Here is a 20,121-nt window from a genome sequence, read left to right on the forward strand (position 1 = left end):
TCTAGACTTCAAAATATACTCTCTCCGGTCCCCGAAGCCAAGCCTTCACGCCGCGTGCTCGCAACTATCTTTTATAGTTAATTTTAATTTGCACGCGTTATGATTTTACTCGCACTTTTCCGGTCAATAATTGCTGCATGAGGCCCTTTTTCTGTTCCTTGAGGGCGGCGAGCTGGTTGCGGTGCTCGTCTATTTCCGCGACGGCGGCATTGAGGACTTTGGCGATGGCCTCTTGTTCCCTGGGTGGTGGGCACGGGACGTTGATCTTGAAAAAATCCTTCTTGTTCAGATTCAAAAGACCGTCGGAACGGGCTCCGCTTGTGATGTACCGCTTCAATTCCCTGGCGTGGTAATCGGCGATGAAGAAATGTTCATAGAAATCGGCCGAGACTTGATCGGACTTGGGGCGGAAACTGATAAAGACGTTCGGGACGGAAATCTCGTCCTGATCGCGCAAAAGGTAGGCGCAGCCGCATTGGTATTTCTTCGAGTTGCCCTTGTTGTAGGCAAACTCGCCTTTCCGCAAATGGGTGTAGTTGGCATATTGCCGACCGGCGATGTCCTTGCCCCATTTTTCGCGCTGGGAGACAAAACCGATTCCGGCGGAAATGCTGTAGGGGGGGATATCCTTGTCCCCAACGGTATCTGCGACCGGTTCGAACAAAGTGCCCAAGGGAACTTCCTTCCACGCTTCCCCGGCAAATTCCCCGAACCGAACCTTGCCCGTCAGAAGTCGCTGCATGAGACCCGTTTTCCGTCGCTCCTTGGCCTTGATGAGGGCCTCGGCCTTCTCGATGGCGCGGTCCCAGGTGGACAAGATGGTGGCAATGGCCTTTTGTTCTTGTTCTTTGGGAAAAACGAACAAGCAGTTTCGTATATCTGCCAAGGACAGATTAGGACGCGCAGAATCTGACTGGATACCCAAAAGCATCCTAACCGTACTTGGAAGTTGGAGATACAGTGAGAAAAAGCGGACATTATAGCCTTTTTTCAATCTCAACAAACAAACGGCCTGATTGATGTTCGCAGGGACACCGTTGTTCTCATATATACAACTACGGCCAATAGAAGCTCCCACAATATTTATGAGAATATCTCCATCAGCCAAGCGACTGTTCTTCATCTTTTCGCCAAACTCGTCCGGCAAGAACTTTGGCCTAGAAATATCCAAAAAGCCGTCCCTCACATTTTCGCTTGTGACGAACAAAATCCCATTCTCTTGGTACTCGAAGCCTTGCCACTTCGGGGAGGCTCCCTTGGTAATCTTATCCGCTATCTCCACACCTTTTGCTTTCTGCCACCCTTCAGGAATCATTCCCCACCATCCTTCTTCGCCCCAAGCGCCTTCTTCTCCGCAGCCTTCACGCGCCGGGCGACCTTCGCCAGGTCCTCATCCGGCACGGGCAGTTCCTCGGGCATGGTTCCGCCCAGCTCCTTGATGGTCTGGCGGACCTTCTTGCCGACCTCGAAATGGGTCTGGTTGGCCGTTTGTTTGCCCCGGAGATTCTCTCGCCGGAGCTTCTCCTCGGTCTGCGTGGCTCGGAACAGGTTGGCAGCGAGCTCGGTGATATTTTTTTCAACCATCATTCCCCACCTTCCTTCTTTGCCTCGATCGCCTTCACCGCCTTGTCAAAGTCCGATTCGATACGCTGGGTCGCGTTGAACTTCTCGTACTCGGCACGGGCCTTGGCATCGGCCTGCTTGCGGGAGATGGAGCCGTAGCCTTCCAGCACCTTGTACTCGTTGAATTCCAGGAAACGGTTCACGCTGTCGGCAAAGGCCCTCATGGTGAACGTGGTGCGGCTTTCGATGATCCGCTCAATGTAATCGAAAAAGCTGGATACCGTCCGTTCCAGTTGCTTGATCTCGTCCTCGGCCAGATAATTCTTCCCGACCTTGGTGTCCGACAACAGAACCCGGCCATCCGGGGCGTTCTTGTAGGTTTGCAAACCCATCCTCGGCTTGTCGGCGTCGGCCCGTTGATGGATCAGCTCGCTTGAAGTCTGCCCGGTGATGGCAAAGTGAAACTTGTCCTGCACATGGGCATAAAACAGATGCGCTTCCTCGGAATTCTTGTCGTAATCCTCGCTGCACTCGGCAAAGATGTCGGTGATCTGTTGGTAAATGCGCCGCTCGCTGGCCCGGATCGACCGGACCCGCTCCAACAATTCCCGGAAATAGTCCTTGCCGAAATAGCGGCCATTCTTGAGCCGCTCGTCGTCCAGCACGAACCCCTTGACGATGAACTCCCTGAGCCGTTCGGTGGCCCAGATACGGAACTGGGTGGCCTTGGACGAGTTCACCCGGTAACCGACGGAGATGATGGCATCCAAATTGTAGTATTTTGTCTTGTAATTCTTGCCGTCTGCGGCAGTTGTTTCCAAAACGGAAACAACTGAATCCTCGGCCAATTCTCCGCTTTCAAATATGTTGGCAAGATGCTTGGAAACGGCCGGGACACCGACTCCGAATAGCTCGGCGATCCGCTTTTGCGGCAGCCAGATATTCTCGTTGTGCAGGAAGACCTCAACGGCCACCTTGCCGCCCGGGGCGGTATACAGCAGGAATTCCGTGGTCTGATCCATGGGGGTCAGGCTTTTTTCACTCATCGCAGCACCCCCAGCTCTTCCAGGTATCCGGCCATTTCCTTGCGGACTTCGACCAACTCCTTTTCCAGTTCCTCGATTTCGCCCTGCACCTTGGCGATGTCCACTTCTTCCTCTTCCTCGAAGGTGTCCACATAGCGGGGGATGTTCAGGTTGAAATCGTTCTCCTTGAGTTCATCGAACCCGGCCACATAGGCGTACTTGTCCACGAACTCGCGGGCCTTGTACGTGTCCACGATCTTCCGGACATTCTCGGGACGCAGCTTGTTCTGATTCTTGGCGTCGGCGTATTCCCGGCTGGCGTCGATGAACAGGACATCCTTGTCGGGCCGGTTGCGCTTGAACACCAAGATGGCCGCCGGGATGCCCGTGCCAAAGAACAGGTTCGCGGGCAGGCCGATGACCGCGTCCAGAAGGTTTTCCTCGATGAGTTGCTGCCGGATCTTGCCTTCCGCGCCACCCCGGAAAAGAACACCGTGCGGCACGACCACGCCGACCCGCCCGGATTCCAGAGTGGTGGTCTCGATCATGTGCGAGATGAAAGCGTAATCCGCCTTGGACTTGGGCGGCAGGCCGCGGTGGAACCGATTATGCGGATCGCTCTGGGCCGACTTGTAGCCCCACTTGTCGAGGGAGAAGGGCGGATTGGCCACGACCACCTCGAACTTCATGGTGGTGTCGTCCTCGATCAGCTTGGGTTCACGCAGGGTGTCGCCCCATTCGACCCTGGCCCGGTCCATGCCGTGCAGAAACATGTTCATCTTGGCGAGCGCCCAGGTCTCTCCGTTGATCTCCTGCCCGTACAGGGAAAAATCCTCGGACGTCCAGCGAACCCGATTGCCGCACTTGATGAGCAACGAGCCCGAACCGCAGGCGGGATCGCAGATGCGCTCGCCCGGCTGGGGGGCGACCAGTTCCGCGATCAGCTCCGAGACCTCCGGCGGCGTGTAGAATTCCCCGGCCTTCTTGCCCGCGCCGGCGGCGAAGTTGGCGATGAGGTATTCATAGGCATTGCCGATGACATCCAGGTTGCCCACCCGCGACGGGCGCAGGTCCAGGCGAGGATCATTGAGGTCCTCCAGAAACTTCTTCAGACGACGGTTACGGTCCTTGGTCTTGCCGAGATTCGCCTCGGAATTGTAATCGATATTGCGGAAGACACCCTGCAACTTGGCACGGTTCGCGTCTTCAATCTTCTCAAAGGTGGTGTTGATGACCTCGCCCACATTGGTGGCGTTGCGCTGGTCGTAAAGGTCATAGAAGGTGCACCCTTCCGGCATGACGAAACGCTCCCTGGCCAGACGGCGTCCGATGCGCTCCTTGTCACCCTTGAACTGCTGGCTCAACTCGTCATACCGCTCCCGGTAAACGTCCGAGAGATACTTCACGAAAAGCATCGCCAGGATATAATCCTTGTACTGGCTGGCGTTGAGGATTCCCCGGAAGGTGTCGCACGCCTTGAAAAGGATATCATTGATCTCTTTCTGGTTCACTTTGGTGGTGGTCATATATTCTCCGTTATTTTTTCTCTTGCGATGCGGCGTCCAATATCTCGGACAACAACAATTCCCGTTGCTCCACGATCCGTTCCGTCAAAATTTTTTCTTGCAAACCACACTGGTAGACCTTGGCTATCAGCGCTTGCCTTTCGAGAGACGGCACCGGAACCGGAAGCGCCTCCAACGTCTTTCGGGTGATATGCGGCAAGGCCGTCCCGGCCGCGCACTGCCCATAATATCGCTGGGCCTGCTTGCCGTTCAGGAACCAGGCCAGATAATCCGGGCGAACCAACGCGGGGTTGGCCTTGATAATGAAAAAATGCGGTGCGGCCACGGCTTTTTCAAGCGGCTTGTCGACCAGCGCTCCGAAAAAACGCATCCCGCGGTTTACGAAAAGGATATCCCCTTCCTCCAGAAATGTCGGGCGGCGGCGCCCAGTCGGTACGACTTTGGGCAACCGCTTCTCGTTCACGCCCAGAACAGGGTCCACATTCTTGAGCTGGACCACGGATATCGTACCTTCCGGATCGTGTTCAATCCTGCCCCGGAACGGATGCCCGGCGAACAATTTCGCCACGCGCTTCAAGGGAGCCGATTGGCATTTTGAATGCACCAAGCTTTTTGTTTTTTCTCGAATCATGTGTTTCGATATAAGCAAGCGGGACCAGCTCGTCAAGTGCAGTTTGCATTTTGATGCAAAAAATATTTTGGATACACTTTGGGGTACTGATCGCCGCCCCCATATCCCAGTTTGAAGCGTTAACCTATTGGCCGTTTTGCCGCGCAACAGCACTGGGGCTCCCAACATCTCTGGACTTGTTTTCCACCCCAGAAATATTTCTAACCTCTTGCCGCCCCCTCCCTAGTGAACGACCTTTTCACTTGGGCAACGCTCTTTCCATTTTCAACTTGCACAGTCGCAAAGACTAACATATATATTAGTCAAAACGATTTAAGCTAATATTCATGTTAGCAAGCGAGGTGCGCATGGGAAATACATCGCTCGCAAGCAAGGCGTTGTCCCCCGATGCTGCGGAGACGTTGAAACAACTGGGTGCGAACATCAAGGAAGCACGTGTGCGTCGAGGGATGACGCAGGTCGAGCTGGCCACACGGGCATCGACCAGTCATGCCGCCCTGGGGCGGCTTGAACGCGGCGAACCGTCGGTGGGCATCGGCATCCTGGTGCAGGTCCTAGACGTGCTGGGGCTGGCCGCAGGGCTTGGCCAAGTGGCCGATCCGGACATGGACGACGTCGGGAAGTCTCTCCAACAGTTGAAAAGCCCAAAGCGAGTCCGCACCAAGAAGCGTGACGACCTTGATTTCTAGGAGGCCGCATGCCCACGGACAAAACCTACGTCTATATCCATCTTGGCGGCGAATTCGTCCCGGCGGGACTGCTGACCATGCACCAGGACGGCCGGGAGGTGGTCTCCGCCTTCGCCTATGGTCGGCGTTACCTGGAACGAAGGGATGCCGCACCCGTTGATCCGCTTCAGTTGCCGCTGGGGCAGGCCGAATATCATGCCGGAGGCATGTTCCGGGCCTTCCAGGACGCCAGCCCGGACGGATGGGGCCGCCACCTACTGGATCGGGCTGCGGAACGGGACGGGGTTGTCCCCTCGGAATTCGACTATCTGACTGTCCTGAACCAGGAGGACCGCATCGGCGCGCTCGCTTTCGGGCCGGATCTGAATGGCCCGCGACCGGCGACGCCTGTCTGGCGGCCCGAGGAAATCCCCGGCGACCGCCTTGACCTGGCCGCCATGCTCCGGGACGTGGATGCGGTCCTCAATCACGAGGCCTTGCCCGCCGACCAACGGCGCTTTCTGATTCGCGGCTCGTCCGTAGGCGGCGCACAGCCCAAGGCGGCCGTGGAGTACGAGGGCAGGTCCTGGATCGCCAAATTCTCGCGGGAGCTGGAACAGTGGCCAACCTGCCGCATCGAGTTGGCGGCCATGCGGCTGGCCGCGAAATGCGGCATCCGGGTTCCCGAATGCCTGGTGGTGGACGTGGGCGGACGGGATGTATTCCTGGCCGCCCGGTTCGACCGGGGCGGAAACCCGCCCATGCGCCATCACTTCCTGTCAGCCATGACGCTCACCGGGGCCGACGACATGGCGAACGGAACCTACGGCGACATCGCCTTGGCCTTGCGCCGTTTCGGGGTGGCGGGCCACCTCAAGGCCGACCTTGAGGAGCTGTTCCGCCGCATGGTCTTCAACATCCTGTGCAACAACTGGGACGACCACCTCAAGAACCACGGCTTCCTCTACGACACCGCAAGCGGCAAATGGCGGCTCTCACCCGCCTACGACATCGTGCCGCAACCCCAGCGCGACGGCGACGACGCCAGCCGCCTGACCCTGGGCATCGGCAAACAGGGCCGGGTTGCTACGCTCGACAACGCGTTGTCACGATGTGCTGATTTCGATCTCGATTTGCCCAAGGCCCGGGAAATCGCCCTGGGCATGGCCGTATTGGTGCGCGAAAACTGGCAGGGAGAGAATGAGCGGGCAGGCGTGCCGGAAGCGAAAATACGGTTGATCGAGGAGGCGTACCGGGTTGCCCTTTTGGAAGGGGGATAATTCAGCCCTTCGCTTTTCTCGAACCAACAACGTGATCACGCCATTCCTCGGGGACTCAAGCGCCTCGCACGTAAACAAGTCGTTCCCGTCTCGGCCCGGGCAAAATCAATTTGAATACTTGATGCTGTAATCGTTCAGCATCCTGGCAAGCCGGGGAAAGTTCTCTTTTTTCCATTCCATGCACAAAAAGTATTTCCCCAAGGCGTCCTTATAATACCGCCGCCGTCCGTTGGCATCAAAAACCTTGAAGGGATCTGTCGTCAAAACCGGATGCCCCAAACCCAATACTTTTCGACAAAAGGCATGGTCCTGCAAAAGGCCAATATCCTTAGGTGAAAGTTTTTGAACCAATATGCCCATGACAAGAAACAAATAATCTTTACTTGTTTCATTGCCCAAGGCCGTTGGCAACTTTGTTCCCTTTATCTCAACAAAAGATTTTATTCTGCCTTTTCTGTAAATAGCGTGATTGACCTTGGAAACAGTTTCTTCATCTTCATTATCATACTTCCCATGGCATTCTTTACACAAAAATGCACATGTTTCTGATATCGGATAATGTGACACCTCTATCAGATGAACCATTTCTTCTATTTCGATAGAATATTCGGAACCTACTTTTTCAGAACGCTCCAAACATTCTTTTATGATATCATTTCTTTTTCTGGTCATTAGATGAGCGGATTGCAACGATCTTTTTTTCCCGCAACAATCACAAACGGCATTTTTCTTATATTGCCGGGTAGTTTCCTTGATATTATTGCGTACCTTGGGACCCAAGAAACACACGAAGTCGTCATGAGAAATGGTGCAGGTGGCCATGTTAACCTCTTTTCTTTTATATTACAATAGCATAAAGAGCAGGTGTCGTCAACAAATATTTGAAAGTCGATGGCCACGGCTGAGATTGCCGGGGAGACCCATTTCCACGTGGCTCGTCCGTGGCTCCATACGTGTCAAACGTGCTTTTCGTGGCGTTGGTGGCGTTTGCAACTGGCTGAAATCACGTAGGTAAGCGGCCTCCCGTGGTTTTCAATATACCCTCTCACGCCGGCAGCAGGGGTTCAAACCCCCTTGGGGACGCCACCGACAAAACAACGGGTTACAGCGGAAGCTGTAACCCGTTTTTTGTTTTGGCCGCTCGCCGTTTTCCCGGCCCGTTCTACTTCTTTTGCGGCAGGAAGGCCCGCCAGCTTTTCTTGAAGGTCTCGCGGTTGAGGGGCTGGTCGTTGAACACGAACTGCGAATAAAACCAGCCGATGAGGATCAGGCAGACGCCGAGGCCGAGGAAGGAGAAGGCGCGCAGCAGGCCCGTCAACTCCGAGGCGTCGTACAGGAAGATCTTCACCACCGAGGGGGCCATGAGGCACAGGGAGGCCAGCCGGAGCATGCGGTTGCCCCGGATGGTCCCGATGATGAGAAATGCCATGGCGAGGACGATCCAGGCGACCGAATAGGTGAATATCTCCAGGTCCGTGGTCGCCCCCAGGCCGAGCCCCACGGGGTGATAGACCTGGCGGACCTCCAGGGTGACCAGCAGGAACAGGAGAACCAGGCAGAAGACCCGGGAGCCGGTGCCGATGAACCGGATGCCCAGGGGGCTGAGAAGCCGGGCGAGCAGGCTCAGCCAGACGATGGGCGGGATGTATTCCGCAAGGAGCAGGTTGAAGACCGGGACGCTCCCGACCGAAATGCCGCGCAGCCAGGGGTTGAGCGCCACGTCCAGGCAGGCGACCCGCCAGACGGCCAGGGCGGCCAGCCCCAGGGCGACCCAGTTGAGGGAATGGTCCTCGCTGCGCCGGGCAAGGTGGAACCCGGCAAAGGCCGCGACGAACAGGCCGTTGGTGACCAGCCCGTTCTCGATGAGGGACGACAGGCCTTGCGGGATGCCGCCCGAGGCCAGAGCCCTGACCAGGACGGCCAAACTCAGGGCCAGCAGGATGCCGGCCGCGCCCTCCAGCCCTCTCCGGGAAAGCCGGGGCAGGTCGCGGACGAGCACGAGCGCGCCGATGACGAGGACGCACGGCAGCAGCAGGGAGAAGGTGGCGGTTTCGAGCCAGTAGGGACGGGAAAAGGCGTGCAGCGTCGCGCCGAACAGGGTGATCGTCCACGGGAGTATGCCGAGGCTCACGGTCTTGTACGCGAGCGCGGCCAGGGGCAGCAGCGGGAGATGGCCATAGGCCTCTTCCCGCGTCCACCGCCACAGCAGGGCTGCGGCCGCGATCAGGGCCGCGTACCCCAACGCCTCGTAATGGGACGACAGGCCGTAGGCCACGGCCCAGAGAAACCCGAAGCCGCCCACCCAGGCAAAGGCGCGGGCCGCGTTGCGTGTGGCCGGATCGTCCCGCAGCCGTCCCACCCGTGGGGCCATGCCCAGGGCGACCGCGCCCAGGGCCGAGGCCGCCGCCGACCAGAAGGCCACCGGCATGAGCCGACCGAAATCCCGGTGGAAGAGATAGAATGCCGCCACGCCCGCACCGAGGACCAGGGGCGTCCATTTGCCGGGGGTCTCGGATTGCATCAACAGCAGGATGCCGCCCAGGCAGAAGACCCCGGCATAGGCCGCCAGCCACAGATGGTAGGGCGAAGGCGCCGAGGGCAGGGCCTCGGCTCCCACCACGGCCAGAAAGACGGCCGCCATGTAGGCCGCCGGAAGATAGGTCCGCTCCTGGAACCAACACAGGACCATGATCCCGGCGGCCAGGACGAGCAGGAAGATCAGGTTGACGGCGTTGCCGGAATAGAGATGGCCCATGCCCGAGGACAGGACCACGGCAAAGGCCACGGAGGCGATGCTGAGCAGGCTCCAGCGGTTGGACGGCAGGAACTTGTCGTCCGGGACCTCGGCGTCGGAGCGCTGCCACAGGAGCCGGACGATGAGGCCCGCGTCGAGCAGGATGAATCCCAGAAGCACGCTCTGGTCCATCGGGGAGATCACCCGGACCAGCCAATAGCCGAGCCACAGGGCCACCAGGACGTTGGACAGGACGGCGGTCAGGAAAAAGCCCTTGCGGCGGCAGATGAACAGGAGGCCGCCGTGCAGCAGGATGAGATAGCCGAAGAAGACCACGGGGGACGGCGAGGCCCGGCCCACGAGCAGGGGGGCCGCGAAACCGCCCGCCATGCCGAGCAGGGCGATGGGTTCGCCCATGAGCAGGGATTCGAGCACGGCCCCGGCGGTGACCGCGGCCAGGCCCAGGAAGCCGAGCCACAGCGGGATGAGGCCGTAGAGCACGGAGGCGGCATAGAGCGTGCCGTACAGGATGGCCAGCCCGGCACCGGCCAGGGACATGGCCATGCGCTCGCGGTCCACCACGCCTTCGCGGTGGTACAGGTTGAGTCCGGCCGCCTGGAGCGCCGCGCCGAACACTCCGCCCAGGATGCACCGGCCCAGGGGGCCGAGCAGCCCCTGCTCGATGGAATACTTGACGAGAAAGATTCCGGCCAGGATCAGGGCGGCCCCGCCCAGCCAGACCGGCAGCCGGGCGCCCAGCCGCCACTCCATGCCGCGCGCCGGGGTGGCGTCTTCCGGCACCTCGCCGCCAACGGGCGCGGGCTCGACGGGCGTGGGCTCGAAAGGCGAGGTCGCGGGTTCGGCCGCCCGGCGGGCCATGGCTTCGCCGCCCGCTCCGGCTTGGGGCTCGGGCACGGGCGCAACCAGGGGCTCCGGTTTCGGCTCAGGCACGGGCACGGCCTGGGGCTCCGGCTCGGGCGCGGGCGTCCAGGCGGGGGAGGCCTCATAGGTGAAGTCGGCCGCTGGTTTCCGGGCAGGTTCGACCGGGGTCTCGTCCGGGGCCTCGTCCGGCTCGGGCGCGGGCGGGCGCTCCCCGTCCCGCCGGGCGGCGGCGAGCCGGGACAGTTCCTTTTCCAGGGACCCCAGCCGGGTGACCAGCGCCTCCATGCGGGCCGACTGCCCCTTGACCTTGACCAGACAATAAATGGGAAGAACGATGGAAACCGCCACCCAACCGAGACCGATAAGCAAGAGCATCTCCAAGGAACGCCTCCCGGCAAGCCATATACGCAGCATCCGTTATCTAGCAAAAACAAGAAGCTACAGCAACCTTTCAGGATGACGGGATAAACCAACGGCGCCCCTGCCGCTGAAAGGACCTTTACAAGCCGTCGGGTTCGATGTTTGTATCCCCCCGGCCCATTCTCCTTCCTTGGTCGTTCGCCAGGCCGTTCGCGCCGCCCGCTGAAGCTTCAAGAAGAGAACCGTTGACAATCCCCAGCCGCGCGGAGCCCGACAGGCCCTTGCGGCGTTCATGAATTTGGAGAACCATCGCAAATGGACGAGAACACGGAGACCATGCGCCCGGGCGACGGACCGGCGGACCGGGACGACGCCCGGCCCCGGCAAGAGCGTCACGGGCGTTTCCTCATGATCCTGGCCTTTTTCGCGCTGTCCGTGAACATGCGGGCGGCCATCACCTCCCTGCCGCCCATCATCCAGGAGCTGCGGGCCCTGTTCGACATCTCCGGCGGCTTCGCCGGATTCCTGACCTCCATCCCCGTGCTCTGCTTCGGCCTGCTGACCCCGCTCGTGGGCTATTGCATGAAGGGCATCCGGCTTGAGACCTCCGTCTTCGCCACGCTCATGGGGCTTGTGCTGGGGTCGGTGCTGCGTTCCACAGGGGGCATCGGACTGGCCGTGGCCGGGACGGTGGTCATCGGCGTGTCCCTGACCATGGGCAACATCGCGGCCCTGCTGGTCATCGGCCGGGAATTTCCGCAGCGCATCGGCGCCATGACCGGGCTCTACGTCTGCGGCATGTCCTGCGGCTCCATGGGCACCATGGCCCTGACCGCGCCCCTGTCGCACGGCCTGGGCTGGCGATACGCCCTCGCCTTTCCGGCCGCCCTCGCCCTGGTCGGCCTCGGGCTCTGGCTGGCGGTCGTCGTGGAGCGCCGCAAGGCCGCCTGGACCGACCCCCGGGCCGCCGGGGACACCCCGGCGCAAAAGACCGGACCGGGTGCGTCGCCCGCCCCGTCGGCATCGGTCCTGCGCCGCCCCCTGGTCTGGCTCCTGTCCTCGTCCTTCGCCGCGCACACCTTCCTGTTCTACGGCCTCACGGCCTGGCTTCCCGTGTACCTGGAACAGACCCTGTCCATGACGGACGCCCGGGCCGGGCTGGTCGCGTCCCTGTTCCAGCTGCTGGGCCTGCTGGGCTCCTTCGGCCTCCCGCTGCTGGCCGGGACCCAGCGGTTCGCCGACAGGGGGCTGTTTCTGGTGGTGACCCTGGCCTGGCTGCTCACGGCGGCCGGGTTCTGGCTCGCGCCCGCCTGGTGGGTGGTCTGGGTCCTTTGCGGCGGGGTTTCCTCGGGGGGCGGCTTCACCGTGATCTTCAGCATGATCATGAACCACGCCAAGGACCTGAACGAGAACAGGAGCATGTCCACCGTGGTCCAGACGGCGGGCTACATCGTGGCCGCGGCCAGCCCCTTTGCCGTGGGACACCTGCGCGAGGTTTCGGGCGGCTGGCAAAGCGGCATGATCCTGCTCGTCTGCGCCTCGGTGATCATGATCCTGTGCGGCCTGGCGGCCACCCGGCCGAAGAACGCCTGACCGCGCCCGGCCGGGGAAGCCCGCCGGGACCGACGAAAAGGCCCCCGCACGGCGTTCCGTGCGGGGGCTTTCGCGTTTCCGGGCCGGGCAAGGCCGGGCTATTCGGTCATGTGCAGGTACTGCTGCCGGAGGTCGGCCATCTCGCCCTTGAGGATCATCTGGTCCATCATGAAATCGACCGTGTCCTGCAACCGCTCGGCCGAGGCGGGCATGAGGTAGCCCAGCTCGGCGCGGGTGAAGGGGGCGTCGGCCAGGGGGGCGGACAGGTTGGCGTCGGTGGCCGCGTAGTACAGGGCCTCCACGCTGTCGGTGATCATCACGTCCACCTTCTTGACGGCCACGGCCGGGGGAATGGCCAGGTTGGACTCGAACATGACCACCTCGGCGTTCCTGATGTTGGCCTTGACGAACTTCTCGTTGGTCCCGCCGGGGTTCACGCCGATGCGCACGCCCTTGACGTCCACGTCGGCCAGGGACTTGAACCGGGCCACGTTGTCCCGGTTCACCAGGATGGTCTTGCCGAACATGACGTAGCCCTGGGAGAAGCGGGCCTCCTTCTGCCGGGCGATAGTCCGGGTGATGCCGCTCATGCCGATGTCGTACTTGTCGGCCTTGAGGTCGGCCATGAGGGTCTTCCAGGTGGTCTTGACCAGTTCGAGCTTCAGGCCGAGCCGGTCGGCGAAGCTCTGGGCCACGGCGATGTCGAAACCCTCGTAGGTGCCGTTGTTGTCAAAGGAAAAGGGTTTGTAGTCCCCGGTGGTGCCGACGCGCAGCGTGCCGCTGGCGACGATGTCGTCGAAGCTGCGGGCCTGGCTGTTGGAAACGGTGCAAAGCAGCATGAAACACACCAGTAAAGCGCCAAATGTTTTGGTCATGGGAGCACTCTCCTCCATGGATTGAAGCGAACCGTCGGGGCCGCCGCTCCCCCTTGCCGGGGCGCGCGCGGCGGGGCATGTCACTGCCTACGCCATTTCCCGCCCACTGGCAAAAAATAGATGCGTTTTGCCGGGTGCCCGAACGCGCCGGGTCAGGCGGTCTCGAGCCCCATCAGCTTCCTGCCCCTGTCGCGGATGCGCGAATAGACGAGGTCGAACAGCTTGGCCAGGATGAAGGCCACGACCACGATCAGGGCCACCTTGAGGTAGGGGTTCAGGTCCAGGGGCCGGATCACGTGGAGGACCTTGAAGTGGATGGCGTAGACCGGCAGCGACAGGAGGGACAGCCCCTTGGCCGCGGCCGCCAGGGGGGCGTCGGCGGACAGCCGGTTGGCGAGCAGGGTCGCATAAAACAGGGCCAGGACGGTCAGCAGGTTCACGTGCATGGCCAGCAGGCGGACCAGGTCCACGGACGACCGGCCCAGGGCGTGGTGGACCGCCATGCACAGGACGAACAGGGCGGCCCCGGCCGCGCAGGCCGCCGCGCCGGGCGCGCGGAACCGGCCGCGCTGCATGAGCCGGGCCACGAGCATGCCGGACACGAAGTTCATCCAGGCCGAGACCGGGAAAAAGGCCTGGGCGGGCGAGGTGCCGGGATTCAGCGGCACGGCGTGCAGGGCGAGGAGCACGCAGGGCACGGTCATCAGCCCGGCCAGCAGCCAGCCCAGGGCGCGGAACGACAGCCGCTGCAGGGGCCAGAAGACCAGGTAGAGGACCACGAGGTTGGTGAAGAAGTTGCCCTTCTGCGCGAGGCTGTGCGGAATGAGCAGGTTGTACAGGATGTCCCAGGTCTTGGCCGGGTTCAGCTCCACCAGGGCGAAGAGGATGACGATGGGCAGGAGCAGGTTGAAGAAGCGCTTCTTGAGCCAGGTCAGGTAGGACAGGTTGACGGAGCGGCTCAGGGACAGCCCCACGGCGGAGACGAAATAGAACAGCGAATTGCCGAGGTAGCCGCCCATGGCCATGGACGCGCGCGGATAGACCTCGCCCATGTGGGCGTTGACGATGAGCAGGATGGCGACCAGCCGCAGCAGATAGAGATTGACGTATTCCACCTTGGCGGGTCGGGTCGAGGAATCCATGATCGCTCCGGAACGCTTTGGGTTGCTGCCGGGCGGCGCCTTGCGCCGGACACCCCCCGCCCGTCATCGCCGCCTGGCCGGGCGGCAACGGGTCCGCGCGGGGAGCCCCGCCAGGTTCTCAAAGGGAACAAGCTTGTTAGGGGTCACACCTTCGCCCCAGACATAGTCGTTTTCCGCAACATTGGAAAGCGAATATTGCCGTCTGCCCGTGCCTGCGCCCCCCGGCCGGTCAGTGCAGGGAGCTGATCATCCGGCGCAGCCGGTGGTGGGCGAACCAGAAGAAGAAGGTGCCGATGGAGGCCATGCCCAGGAAGTCGGGCCAGATGACCGAGGGGCCGGCGCCCCGGAAGAGGATGGCCTGGGCCAGGGAGACGTAGTGGGTGGTCGGGGCCAGGGACATGATCCACTGGATGGCCTGGGGCATGCTCTCGCGCGGGGTGGTGCCGCCGGACAGGATCTCCAGGGGCAGGAGGACCAGGATGGCCAGCAGGCCGAACTGGGGCATAGTCCGGGCCAGGGTGGCCATGTAGATGCCGATGGAGGCCGCGGCGAACAGGTAGAGCAGGGTGCAGCAGGCGAAGAGCAGGGTCGAGCCGTTCAGGGTCACGCCGAGCACGCCCTGGACCATGACGTGCAGGGACAGGGACGAGACCACCAGGACCACCAAGCCCATGGACCAGACCTTGGAGATCATGATCTCCAGCGGGGTCACGGGCATGACCAGGAGGTGCTCGATGGTCCCGTGCTCGTTCTCGCGGATGAGCGCCGCCCCGGTCAGCAGGATGCCCAGCAGGGTGATGTTGTTGACGATGGAGTTGATGGCCGCGAACCAGAACTGGCTGACGTTGGGATTGAAGAAGACCCGGATGTTCAGACCGATGGGCGAGGCCGCCGAGGACTGGTGGCGCTGCGCGTAGGCCCGGATCTCCCCGTCCACGATGTTCTGCAGGTAGCTGGTCCCGGTCTGGGCCTGGGACAGCCGCGTGGCGTCCACGTTGAGTTGCAGGTCCGGGGCGCGCCCGGCCATGACGTCGCGCTGGAAGTCGGGCGGGATGTCCAGGACGAAGGTGTATTGCCCGGAGTCCATGCCCTTGTCCATCTCGGCCAGGTCGATGCGCTCGGGGGGCATGAACTGCGGCGGGTGCAGGGCGGCGATGATCCGGGAGGACAGCTGGGAACGGTCCTCGTCCACCACGGCCACGGTGGCCCGGTTCAGGGACTCGGGCTTGGCCCTGGCGTCGGCGTAGACCGTGCCCGTGAACATGAACAGGATCAGGAAGAGCATGGCCTTGTCGTAGAGCAGGCTGCGGAACTCCTTGATCCCCAGGGAGAAGATGTTGGACAGGCTGCCCAGGAACGCGCTTCCCATGGCTAGGCCCCCTGCTTTCTGAGCATGAGCACGCTCAGGATGGTGGTCACGGGGATGGCCGCCAGCAGCGGCCAGAAGAATCCGGCGAGGCTGGCCAGCCCCAGCCCCTTGGAAAAGGTCCCCTCGCTGATGAGCAGGTAGTAGGTGGTCGGGTACAGGGAGCCGATGATCCGGCCCGTGCCCTCCAGGGTGGAGACCGGGTCGATGAGCCCGGAGAACTGGATGGCCGGGAGCAGGGTGAAGATGGCCGTGCCCGCGATGGCCGCCACCTGGCTGGAGGTCAGGGTGGAGGCGAGCAGCCCCAGGCCGGTGGTGGCCACCACGTAGACCAGCGCGCCCGCCGCCAGGGCGGGCAGGCTGCCGGTGAAGGGCACCCGGAACAGGAACACGGCCATGAGGAACAGGAACGCGAAGTTGATCAGCGAGAGCGCGATGTAGGGCAGCTGCTTGCCCACCAGGAACTCGAACTTGGTCACCGGCGTGGTGTAGACGTTGAGAATGGAGCCCATTTCCTTCTCGCGGACCACGCCCAGCGCGGTGAGCATGGCCGGGATGAAGACCAGGAGCAGGGGGATGACCTTGGGGACCATGGCGATGATGCTCTTCATCTCCGGGTTGTAGCGGTAGCGCACGGGCATGCCGTAGAGGGAGCCCGATCCGCCCGTCCGGGCGGCCAGCCGGGACAGGGCCTGGTTGTGCACGCCCTGGACGTAGCCCCGGGCGATCTCGGCCCGGCTGGGCATGGCCCCGTCGATCCAGGCCCCGACCTCGGGCGCGTCGCCCCGGTCCAGGTCCCGGCCGAAGTCCGGCGGGGTCTGGATGACCACGGACAGTTCGCCCGCGACCATGCGCCGGTCCATGTCGGACGGACTCGAAACCGGCGGCCGGACCGAGAAATAGCGCGACCCCTCGTACTCCAGGATGTAGCTCTGGCTGGCCGTGGTCTGGTCCTGGTCCAGGGCGGCGAAGGACAGGTTGTTCACGTCCAGGTTGACCCCGTAGCCGATGACCAGCATGAGCAGGAGCGTGCCGAACAGGGCCATGCCCAGCCGGATGGGATCGCGCTTGAGCTCCATGGACTCGCGGATGGTGAAGCTGAACAGCCGGGCCGGGCTGAACCGGGGATGGGCCACCCCGCGCCCGGCCCGCTCTCCGGCGGCGAAGGTCCCCTGCCCGGCCGGGGCTTCGCCGGTCTCGCCCGAGGCGTCCTCGAGGTAGCCGATGAAGGCCTCCTCCAGGGTGGCGGCCCCCCGCTTCTCCTTAAGGGCGCGCGGGGTGTCCGTGTCCAGGATGCGGCCCGCGTGCATCAGGGCGACGCGGTCGCAGCGCAGGGCCTCGTTCATGAAATGGGTGGAGATGAAGATGGTCACCCCGTCCTGGCGCGACAGGTCGATGATCAGCTCCCAGAAGCGGTCGCGGGCCACGGGGTCCACGCCCGAGGTGGGCTCGTCCAGGATGAGCACGTCGGGCCGGTGGATCACGGCCACGGCCAGTTGCAGCCGCTGCCGGATGCCCAGCGGCAGGTCGTCGGGCCGGTCGTCGGCGAAGCGCTTGAGGCCGAAGCGCTCCTCGAGCCGTTCGATGCGTTCGCGGGCCAGGTCCGGGGTGAGGTGGAAGAGTTTGGCGTGGAGCTCCAGGTTGCGGCGCACGGTCAGCTCGCCGTACAGGGAAAAGGCCTGGGACATGTACCCCACGCGCCGCCGGGTGGCCATGTTCCGGGCGTCCAGTTTGCGGCCCAGGAGTCGGGCCTCGCCCCGTGTCGGTTCGAGCAGGCCGGTGAGCATCTTCATGGTCGTGGACTTGCCGCACCCGTTGGAGCCGATGAAGCCGAATATCTCGCCCCGGTCCACGGACAGGTTGACGTCGTCCACGGCGGTGAAACTGCCGAAGCGCATGGTCAGCCCCTCGGCCTCGATGACCGTGTCGCCCTTGTGCAGGGGCGGGATGGTCAGTTCGTGGTGGCCGCGCCTGCGGTCCTCGGGCAGCAGGGCCAGGAAGGCCCCCTCCAGGGAGCTCGCCCCGGTGCGCTCGCGCAGCTCGGCCGGGCTGCCCTCGGCCAGCTTTTTGCCGTCGTCCACGGCCACCAGCCAGTCGAAGCGCTCGGCCTCCTCCATGTAGGCGGTGGCGATGAGCACGCTCATGGACGGCCGCCCGGACCGGATGCGCTCGATGAGCTCCCAGAACTGGCGGCGCGAGAGCGGGTCCACGCCGGTGGTGGGCTCGTCCAGGATGAGCAGGTCCGGGTCGTGGACCAGGGCGCAGCACAGGCTGAGCTTCTGCTTCATGCCGCCGGACAGCTTGCGCGCGGGCCGGTCCGCGAAGTCGCTCATGCCGGTGCTGCGGAGCAGGTCCCGGATGCGCCGGTCGCGCTCGGACCGGGACTGGCCGAACAACCGGCCGAAAAAGTCGATGTTCTCGCGTACGGACAGGGTCGGGTACAGGTTTTTGCCCAACCCCTGGGGCATATAGGCGATGCGAGGGAAGAGGCGTTCGCGGTGGCGCTTGTCGCGCATGTCCCCGCCCAGGACCATGACCTCGCCGGCCTGTATCCTGCGCGCCCCGGCCATGAGCCCGAGCCAGGTGGACTTGCCCACCCCGTCCGGGCCGATGAAGCCGACCATCCTCCCGGCGGGCAGCTCCAGGGAGACGTCGGCCGCGGCCAGGGTGCGGCCGTAGCGGTGGGTCACGCCGGTCAGCCGGACCACGGGGTCCGGCCGGGAGGGCGTCTCCGGTTCCGGGATCACTTCTTCTCCTCCGGGAGATGCACGGCCAGCCGGTCGGGCCAGGCCTTGGTCTGGTCCAGGCGGACGTAGGCCACGCCGGGCAGGCCGGTCTTGACGTACCGGGCGTAGCGCCGGAGCAGCTCGGGCTCGATGCGCGCCTTGATGCGGAACATGAGCTTCTGGCGCTCGTCGCTGGTCTCCACGCTCTTGGGCGTGAACTGGGCCACGCTGGCCACGAACGAGATATTGGCCGGGATGACGTACTCCGGCGCGGCGTCCAGGACCACGCGGGCCTCGCCGCCCATGGCGGTCCGCCCCGCCTGGACCTCGGGCAGGAAGAAGGTCATGTACACGTCGCTCAGGTCCACCAGGCTGACCACCTTGCCGCCCGCCGCGACCACCTCGCCGGGCTCGACCACGCGGTACTGGACCCGGCCCGGCTTGGGCGCGCGCAGCACGCCGTCCTCGAGGACCTGCTTCAGCCGGTCGACCACGGCCTGGGCCGCCTTGATATTGGCCTGGGCCTGGGCCACCAGGGCCTTGGACGCCTCGGCGGCCGCCTCGGCCGCCTTGACCTGGGCCCGGGCCGCGCGCCAGGCGGCCTGGGCGGTCTGCAGGTCGCCGCGGCTGTTGTCCGCATCCTGCTGGGAGACCACCCCGCTCCTGACCAGGGTCTGGATGCGCTTGTCGCTCTTGCGGGCCACGTCCAGCTGGCTCTTCTGGCGGGCCAGGTCGGCCTGGGCCGTGGCCACCTCGGCCTGGCGCTGGTAGACCTGGGCCCTGGCCGTTTCCAGGGCGCTTCCGGCCTTGGCCAGGTCGGCCTCGGCCTCGGCCACCTGGGCCTTTTCGGTCTGCATGTCCATGCGCGCGACCACGTCGCCCGCCTGCACGTAGTCGCCCTCGTCCGCCAGGACCTCGGCCACCTTGCCGCCCCACTTGGCGGCCACGTCGATCTCGGTGGCCTCGATGCGGCCGTTGCCCTCGGCGAATCCCTCCTCGAGGGTGTTCAGGTTGAGCCAGTACCAGGCCCCGGCCCCGCCGCCCAGGACGATCAGTATGACGATGCCCGTCAGCCACGGGCCGAACTTGCGCTTCATGGGACCACCTCGCAGTTGTTGCGTTCCCTGCCCGCCCGTCCCGAGGGGGCATCCGCAGCGGTGATGTAAGTCTCGAAAATCTTCCAGTTGGTCTCGGCCTGGGCGGCCATGTCCACATGGCACAGCCCGCGCCCGGCCAGGATGCCGAGGGTGGAGAACAGCCCGAGAAAGGCGACGAACAGCCGCTCGGGCGGCTCGTCGGCCCGGATGCCCCCTTCGTCCTGGCCCCGGCGGATGACCGCGGACACCTCGTCCGCGAACTCCTCCAGATGGCGCTTGAACCGTTCGCCCAGGGAAGGCTCCTCGCGCCAGAGCAGGTCCGAATAGAAGAAGACCGGCACGGCCGGATGACGCTCGAACAGGCGCACCTGGGAGAAAAAAAGGCCGCGCAACCGGGCCACCGGCCCGGCCGCCTCCCGGAACACCCGTCTCCGGCTCTCGGCGTACACGCCGCTGATGTGCTCCACCACGGCGGCCAGGATCTCGGTCTTGCCCGCGTAGTGGCGATACAGGGCCGGGGGCGTGACCCCCACCTGCCGGGCGATATTCTTGACCGTCAGGGCGGAGATCCCCTCGGAGACCACCAGCTTCAGGGCCGCTTCCGCGATCTGTCCCCTGCGGACGTCGCTGTCGAGACGCTTCCTCATACGATT

General features: G+C 63.4%; 16 protein-coding genes. 3 read left to right on the forward strand and 13 right to left on the reverse strand.

Going from position 1 to position 20,121, the window contains the following annotated elements:
- Positions 1-97: 97 nt before the first annotated feature.
- Genes DND132_RS17705 through DND132_RS18310 form a run of 5 tightly spaced genes read right to left on the reverse strand, consistent with a single transcriptional unit; the run spans position 98 to position 4,745 of the window.
- Positions 98-1,315: a restriction endonuclease subunit S gene (locus tag DND132_RS17705; protein WP_014322840.1), complete on the reverse strand. Its 1,218-nt coding sequence runs from the start codon at positions 1,313-1,315 to the stop codon at positions 98-100.
- A complete protein-coding gene (locus DND132_RS18525; RefSeq protein WP_190275281.1) occupies positions 1,312-1,584 on the reverse strand; it encodes a hypothetical protein in 273 nt (90 codons plus the stop codon). Before DND132_RS18525 ends, DND132_RS17705 begins: the two co-directional genes overlap by 4 nt.
- Positions 1,584-2,609, reverse strand: coding sequence for a virulence RhuM family protein (locus DND132_RS11125; protein WP_014322841.1), 1,026 nt, complete (start codon positions 2,607-2,609; stop codon positions 1,584-1,586). Before DND132_RS11125 ends, DND132_RS18525 begins: the two co-directional genes overlap by 1 nt.
- Entirely contained in the window at positions 2,606-4,114 is a 1,509-nt protein-coding gene (locus DND132_RS11130; RefSeq protein ID WP_014322842.1) for a type I restriction-modification system subunit M, read from the reverse strand. Before DND132_RS11130 ends, DND132_RS11125 begins: the two co-directional genes overlap by 4 nt.
- A gap of 10 nt (positions 4,115-4,124) precedes the next feature.
- Positions 4,125-4,745, reverse strand: a complete 621-nt coding sequence (locus DND132_RS18310) for a restriction endonuclease subunit S (RefSeq protein WP_190275282.1) — start codon at positions 4,743-4,745, stop codon at positions 4,125-4,127.
- A gap of 347 nt (positions 4,746-5,092) precedes the next feature.
- Between DND132_RS18310 and DND132_RS11140 the strand changes: the two genes are divergently transcribed.
- A complete protein-coding gene (locus DND132_RS11140; protein ID WP_014322844.1) occupies positions 5,093-5,434 on the forward strand; it encodes a helix-turn-helix domain-containing protein in 342 nt (113 codons plus the stop codon).
- Positions 5,435-5,442: 8 nt separating this feature from the next.
- Positions 5,443-6,693, forward strand: coding sequence for a type II toxin-antitoxin system HipA family toxin (locus DND132_RS11145; RefSeq protein ID WP_014322845.1), 1,251 nt, complete (start codon positions 5,443-5,445; stop codon positions 6,691-6,693).
- A 105-nt stretch (positions 6,694-6,798) separates the two neighbouring features.
- On the opposite strand, the gene DND132_RS18315 is transcribed toward DND132_RS11145, so the two are convergent.
- Positions 6,799-7,515 (reverse strand): hypothetical protein, encoded by a 717-nt coding sequence (locus DND132_RS18315; RefSeq protein ID WP_014322846.1) that lies wholly within the window; start codon positions 7,513-7,515, stop codon positions 6,799-6,801.
- A 340-nt stretch (positions 7,516-7,855) separates the two neighbouring features.
- The gene (locus DND132_RS11150) at positions 7,856-10,678 is read right to left on the reverse strand and encodes a DUF2339 domain-containing protein (RefSeq protein ID WP_190275283.1); all 2,823 of its coding nucleotides are present in this window, start codon (positions 10,676-10,678) and stop codon (positions 7,856-7,858) included.
- 306 nt (positions 10,679-10,984) lie between these two features.
- Here DND132_RS11150 and DND132_RS11155 point away from each other — a divergent pair, with 306 nt between their 5' ends.
- Entirely contained in the window at positions 10,985-12,262 is a 1,278-nt protein-coding gene (locus tag DND132_RS11155; protein WP_014322848.1) for an MFS transporter, read from the forward strand.
- A gap of 98 nt (positions 12,263-12,360) precedes the next feature.
- Here DND132_RS11155 and DND132_RS11160 read toward each other — a convergent pair whose 3' ends face one another.
- The 6 genes from DND132_RS11160 to DND132_RS11185 form a co-directional block, all read right to left on the reverse strand.
- A complete protein-coding gene (locus tag DND132_RS11160; protein ID WP_148266988.1) occupies positions 12,361-13,101 on the reverse strand; it encodes a transporter substrate-binding domain-containing protein in 741 nt (246 codons plus the stop codon).
- Positions 13,102-13,289: 188 nt separating this feature from the next.
- Positions 13,290-14,279: an acyltransferase family protein gene (locus tag DND132_RS11165; protein ID WP_014322850.1), complete on the reverse strand. Its 990-nt coding sequence runs from the start codon at positions 14,277-14,279 to the stop codon at positions 13,290-13,292.
- A gap of 229 nt (positions 14,280-14,508) precedes the next feature.
- Positions 14,509-15,648: an ABC transporter permease gene (locus DND132_RS11170; RefSeq protein WP_014322851.1), complete on the reverse strand. Its 1,140-nt coding sequence runs from the start codon at positions 15,646-15,648 to the stop codon at positions 14,509-14,511.
- A gap of 2 nt (positions 15,649-15,650) precedes the next feature.
- Positions 15,651-18,392, reverse strand: a complete 2,742-nt coding sequence (rbbA, locus tag DND132_RS11175) for a ribosome-associated ATPase/putative transporter RbbA (protein WP_014322852.1) — start codon at positions 18,390-18,392, stop codon at positions 15,651-15,653.
- Positions 18,389-19,468: an HlyD family secretion protein gene (locus DND132_RS18320; RefSeq protein WP_014322853.1), complete on the reverse strand. Its 1,080-nt coding sequence runs from the start codon at positions 19,466-19,468 to the stop codon at positions 18,389-18,391. Before DND132_RS18320 ends, rbbA begins: the two co-directional genes overlap by 4 nt.
- A complete protein-coding gene (locus tag DND132_RS11185) occupies positions 19,465-20,115 on the reverse strand; it encodes a TetR/AcrR family transcriptional regulator (protein WP_014322854.1) in 651 nt (216 codons plus the stop codon). The genes DND132_RS18320 and DND132_RS11185 overlap by 4 nt, the downstream gene beginning before the upstream one ends.
- Positions 20,116-20,121: the final 6 nt, after the last annotated feature.

The organism is Pseudodesulfovibrio mercurii (genome assembly GCF_000189295.2).
GTDB lineage: Bacteria > Desulfobacterota > Desulfovibrionia > Desulfovibrionales > Desulfovibrionaceae > Pseudodesulfovibrio > Pseudodesulfovibrio mercurii.

What these genes read in the sequence shown, in the direction of transcription:
- DND132_RS17705 (WP_014322840.1), bottom strand. Translation starts at nt 1,315, where the DNA reads ATGATTCCTGAAGGGTGGCAGAAAGCAAAAGGTGTGGAGATAGCGGAT.
- DND132_RS18525 (WP_190275281.1), bottom strand. Translation starts at nt 1,584, where the DNA reads ATGGTTGAAAAAAATATCACCGAGCTCGCTGCCAACCTGTTCCGAGCC.
- DND132_RS11125 (WP_014322841.1), bottom strand. Translation starts at nt 2,609, where the DNA reads ATGAGTGAAAAAAGCCTGACCCCCATGGATCAGACCACGGAATTCCTG.
- DND132_RS11130 (WP_014322842.1), bottom strand. Translation starts at nt 4,114, where the DNA reads ATGACCACCACCAAAGTGAACCAGAAAGAGATCAATGATATCCTTTTC.
- DND132_RS18310 (WP_190275282.1), bottom strand. Translation starts at nt 4,745, where the DNA reads ATGATTCGAGAAAAAACAAAAAGCTTGGTGCATTCAAAATGCCAATCG.
- DND132_RS11140 (WP_014322844.1), top strand. Translation starts at nt 5,093, where the DNA reads ATGGGAAATACATCGCTCGCAAGCAAGGCGTTGTCCCCCGATGCTGCG.
- DND132_RS11145 (WP_014322845.1), top strand. Translation starts at nt 5,443, where the DNA reads ATGCCCACGGACAAAACCTACGTCTATATCCATCTTGGCGGCGAATTC.
- DND132_RS18315 (WP_014322846.1), bottom strand. Translation starts at nt 7,515, where the DNA reads ATGGCCACCTGCACCATTTCTCATGACGACTTCGTGTGTTTCTTGGGT.
- DND132_RS11155 (WP_014322848.1), top strand. Translation starts at nt 10,985, where the DNA reads ATGGACGAGAACACGGAGACCATGCGCCCGGGCGACGGACCGGCGGAC.
- DND132_RS11160 (WP_148266988.1), bottom strand. Translation starts at nt 13,101, where the DNA reads ATGCTGCTTTGCACCGTTTCCAACAGCCAGGCCCGCAGCTTCGACGAC.
- DND132_RS11165 (WP_014322850.1), bottom strand. Translation starts at nt 14,279, where the DNA reads ATGGATTCCTCGACCCGACCCGCCAAGGTGGAATACGTCAATCTCTAT.
- DND132_RS11170 (WP_014322851.1), bottom strand. Translation starts at nt 15,648, where the DNA reads ATGGGAAGCGCGTTCCTGGGCAGCCTGTCCAACATCTTCTCCCTGGGG.
- DND132_RS18320 (WP_014322853.1), bottom strand. Translation starts at nt 19,468, where the DNA reads ATGAAGCGCAAGTTCGGCCCGTGGCTGACGGGCATCGTCATACTGATC.
- DND132_RS11185 (WP_014322854.1), bottom strand. Translation starts at nt 20,115, where the DNA reads ATGAGGAAGCGTCTCGACAGCGACGTCCGCAGGGGACAGATCGCGGAA.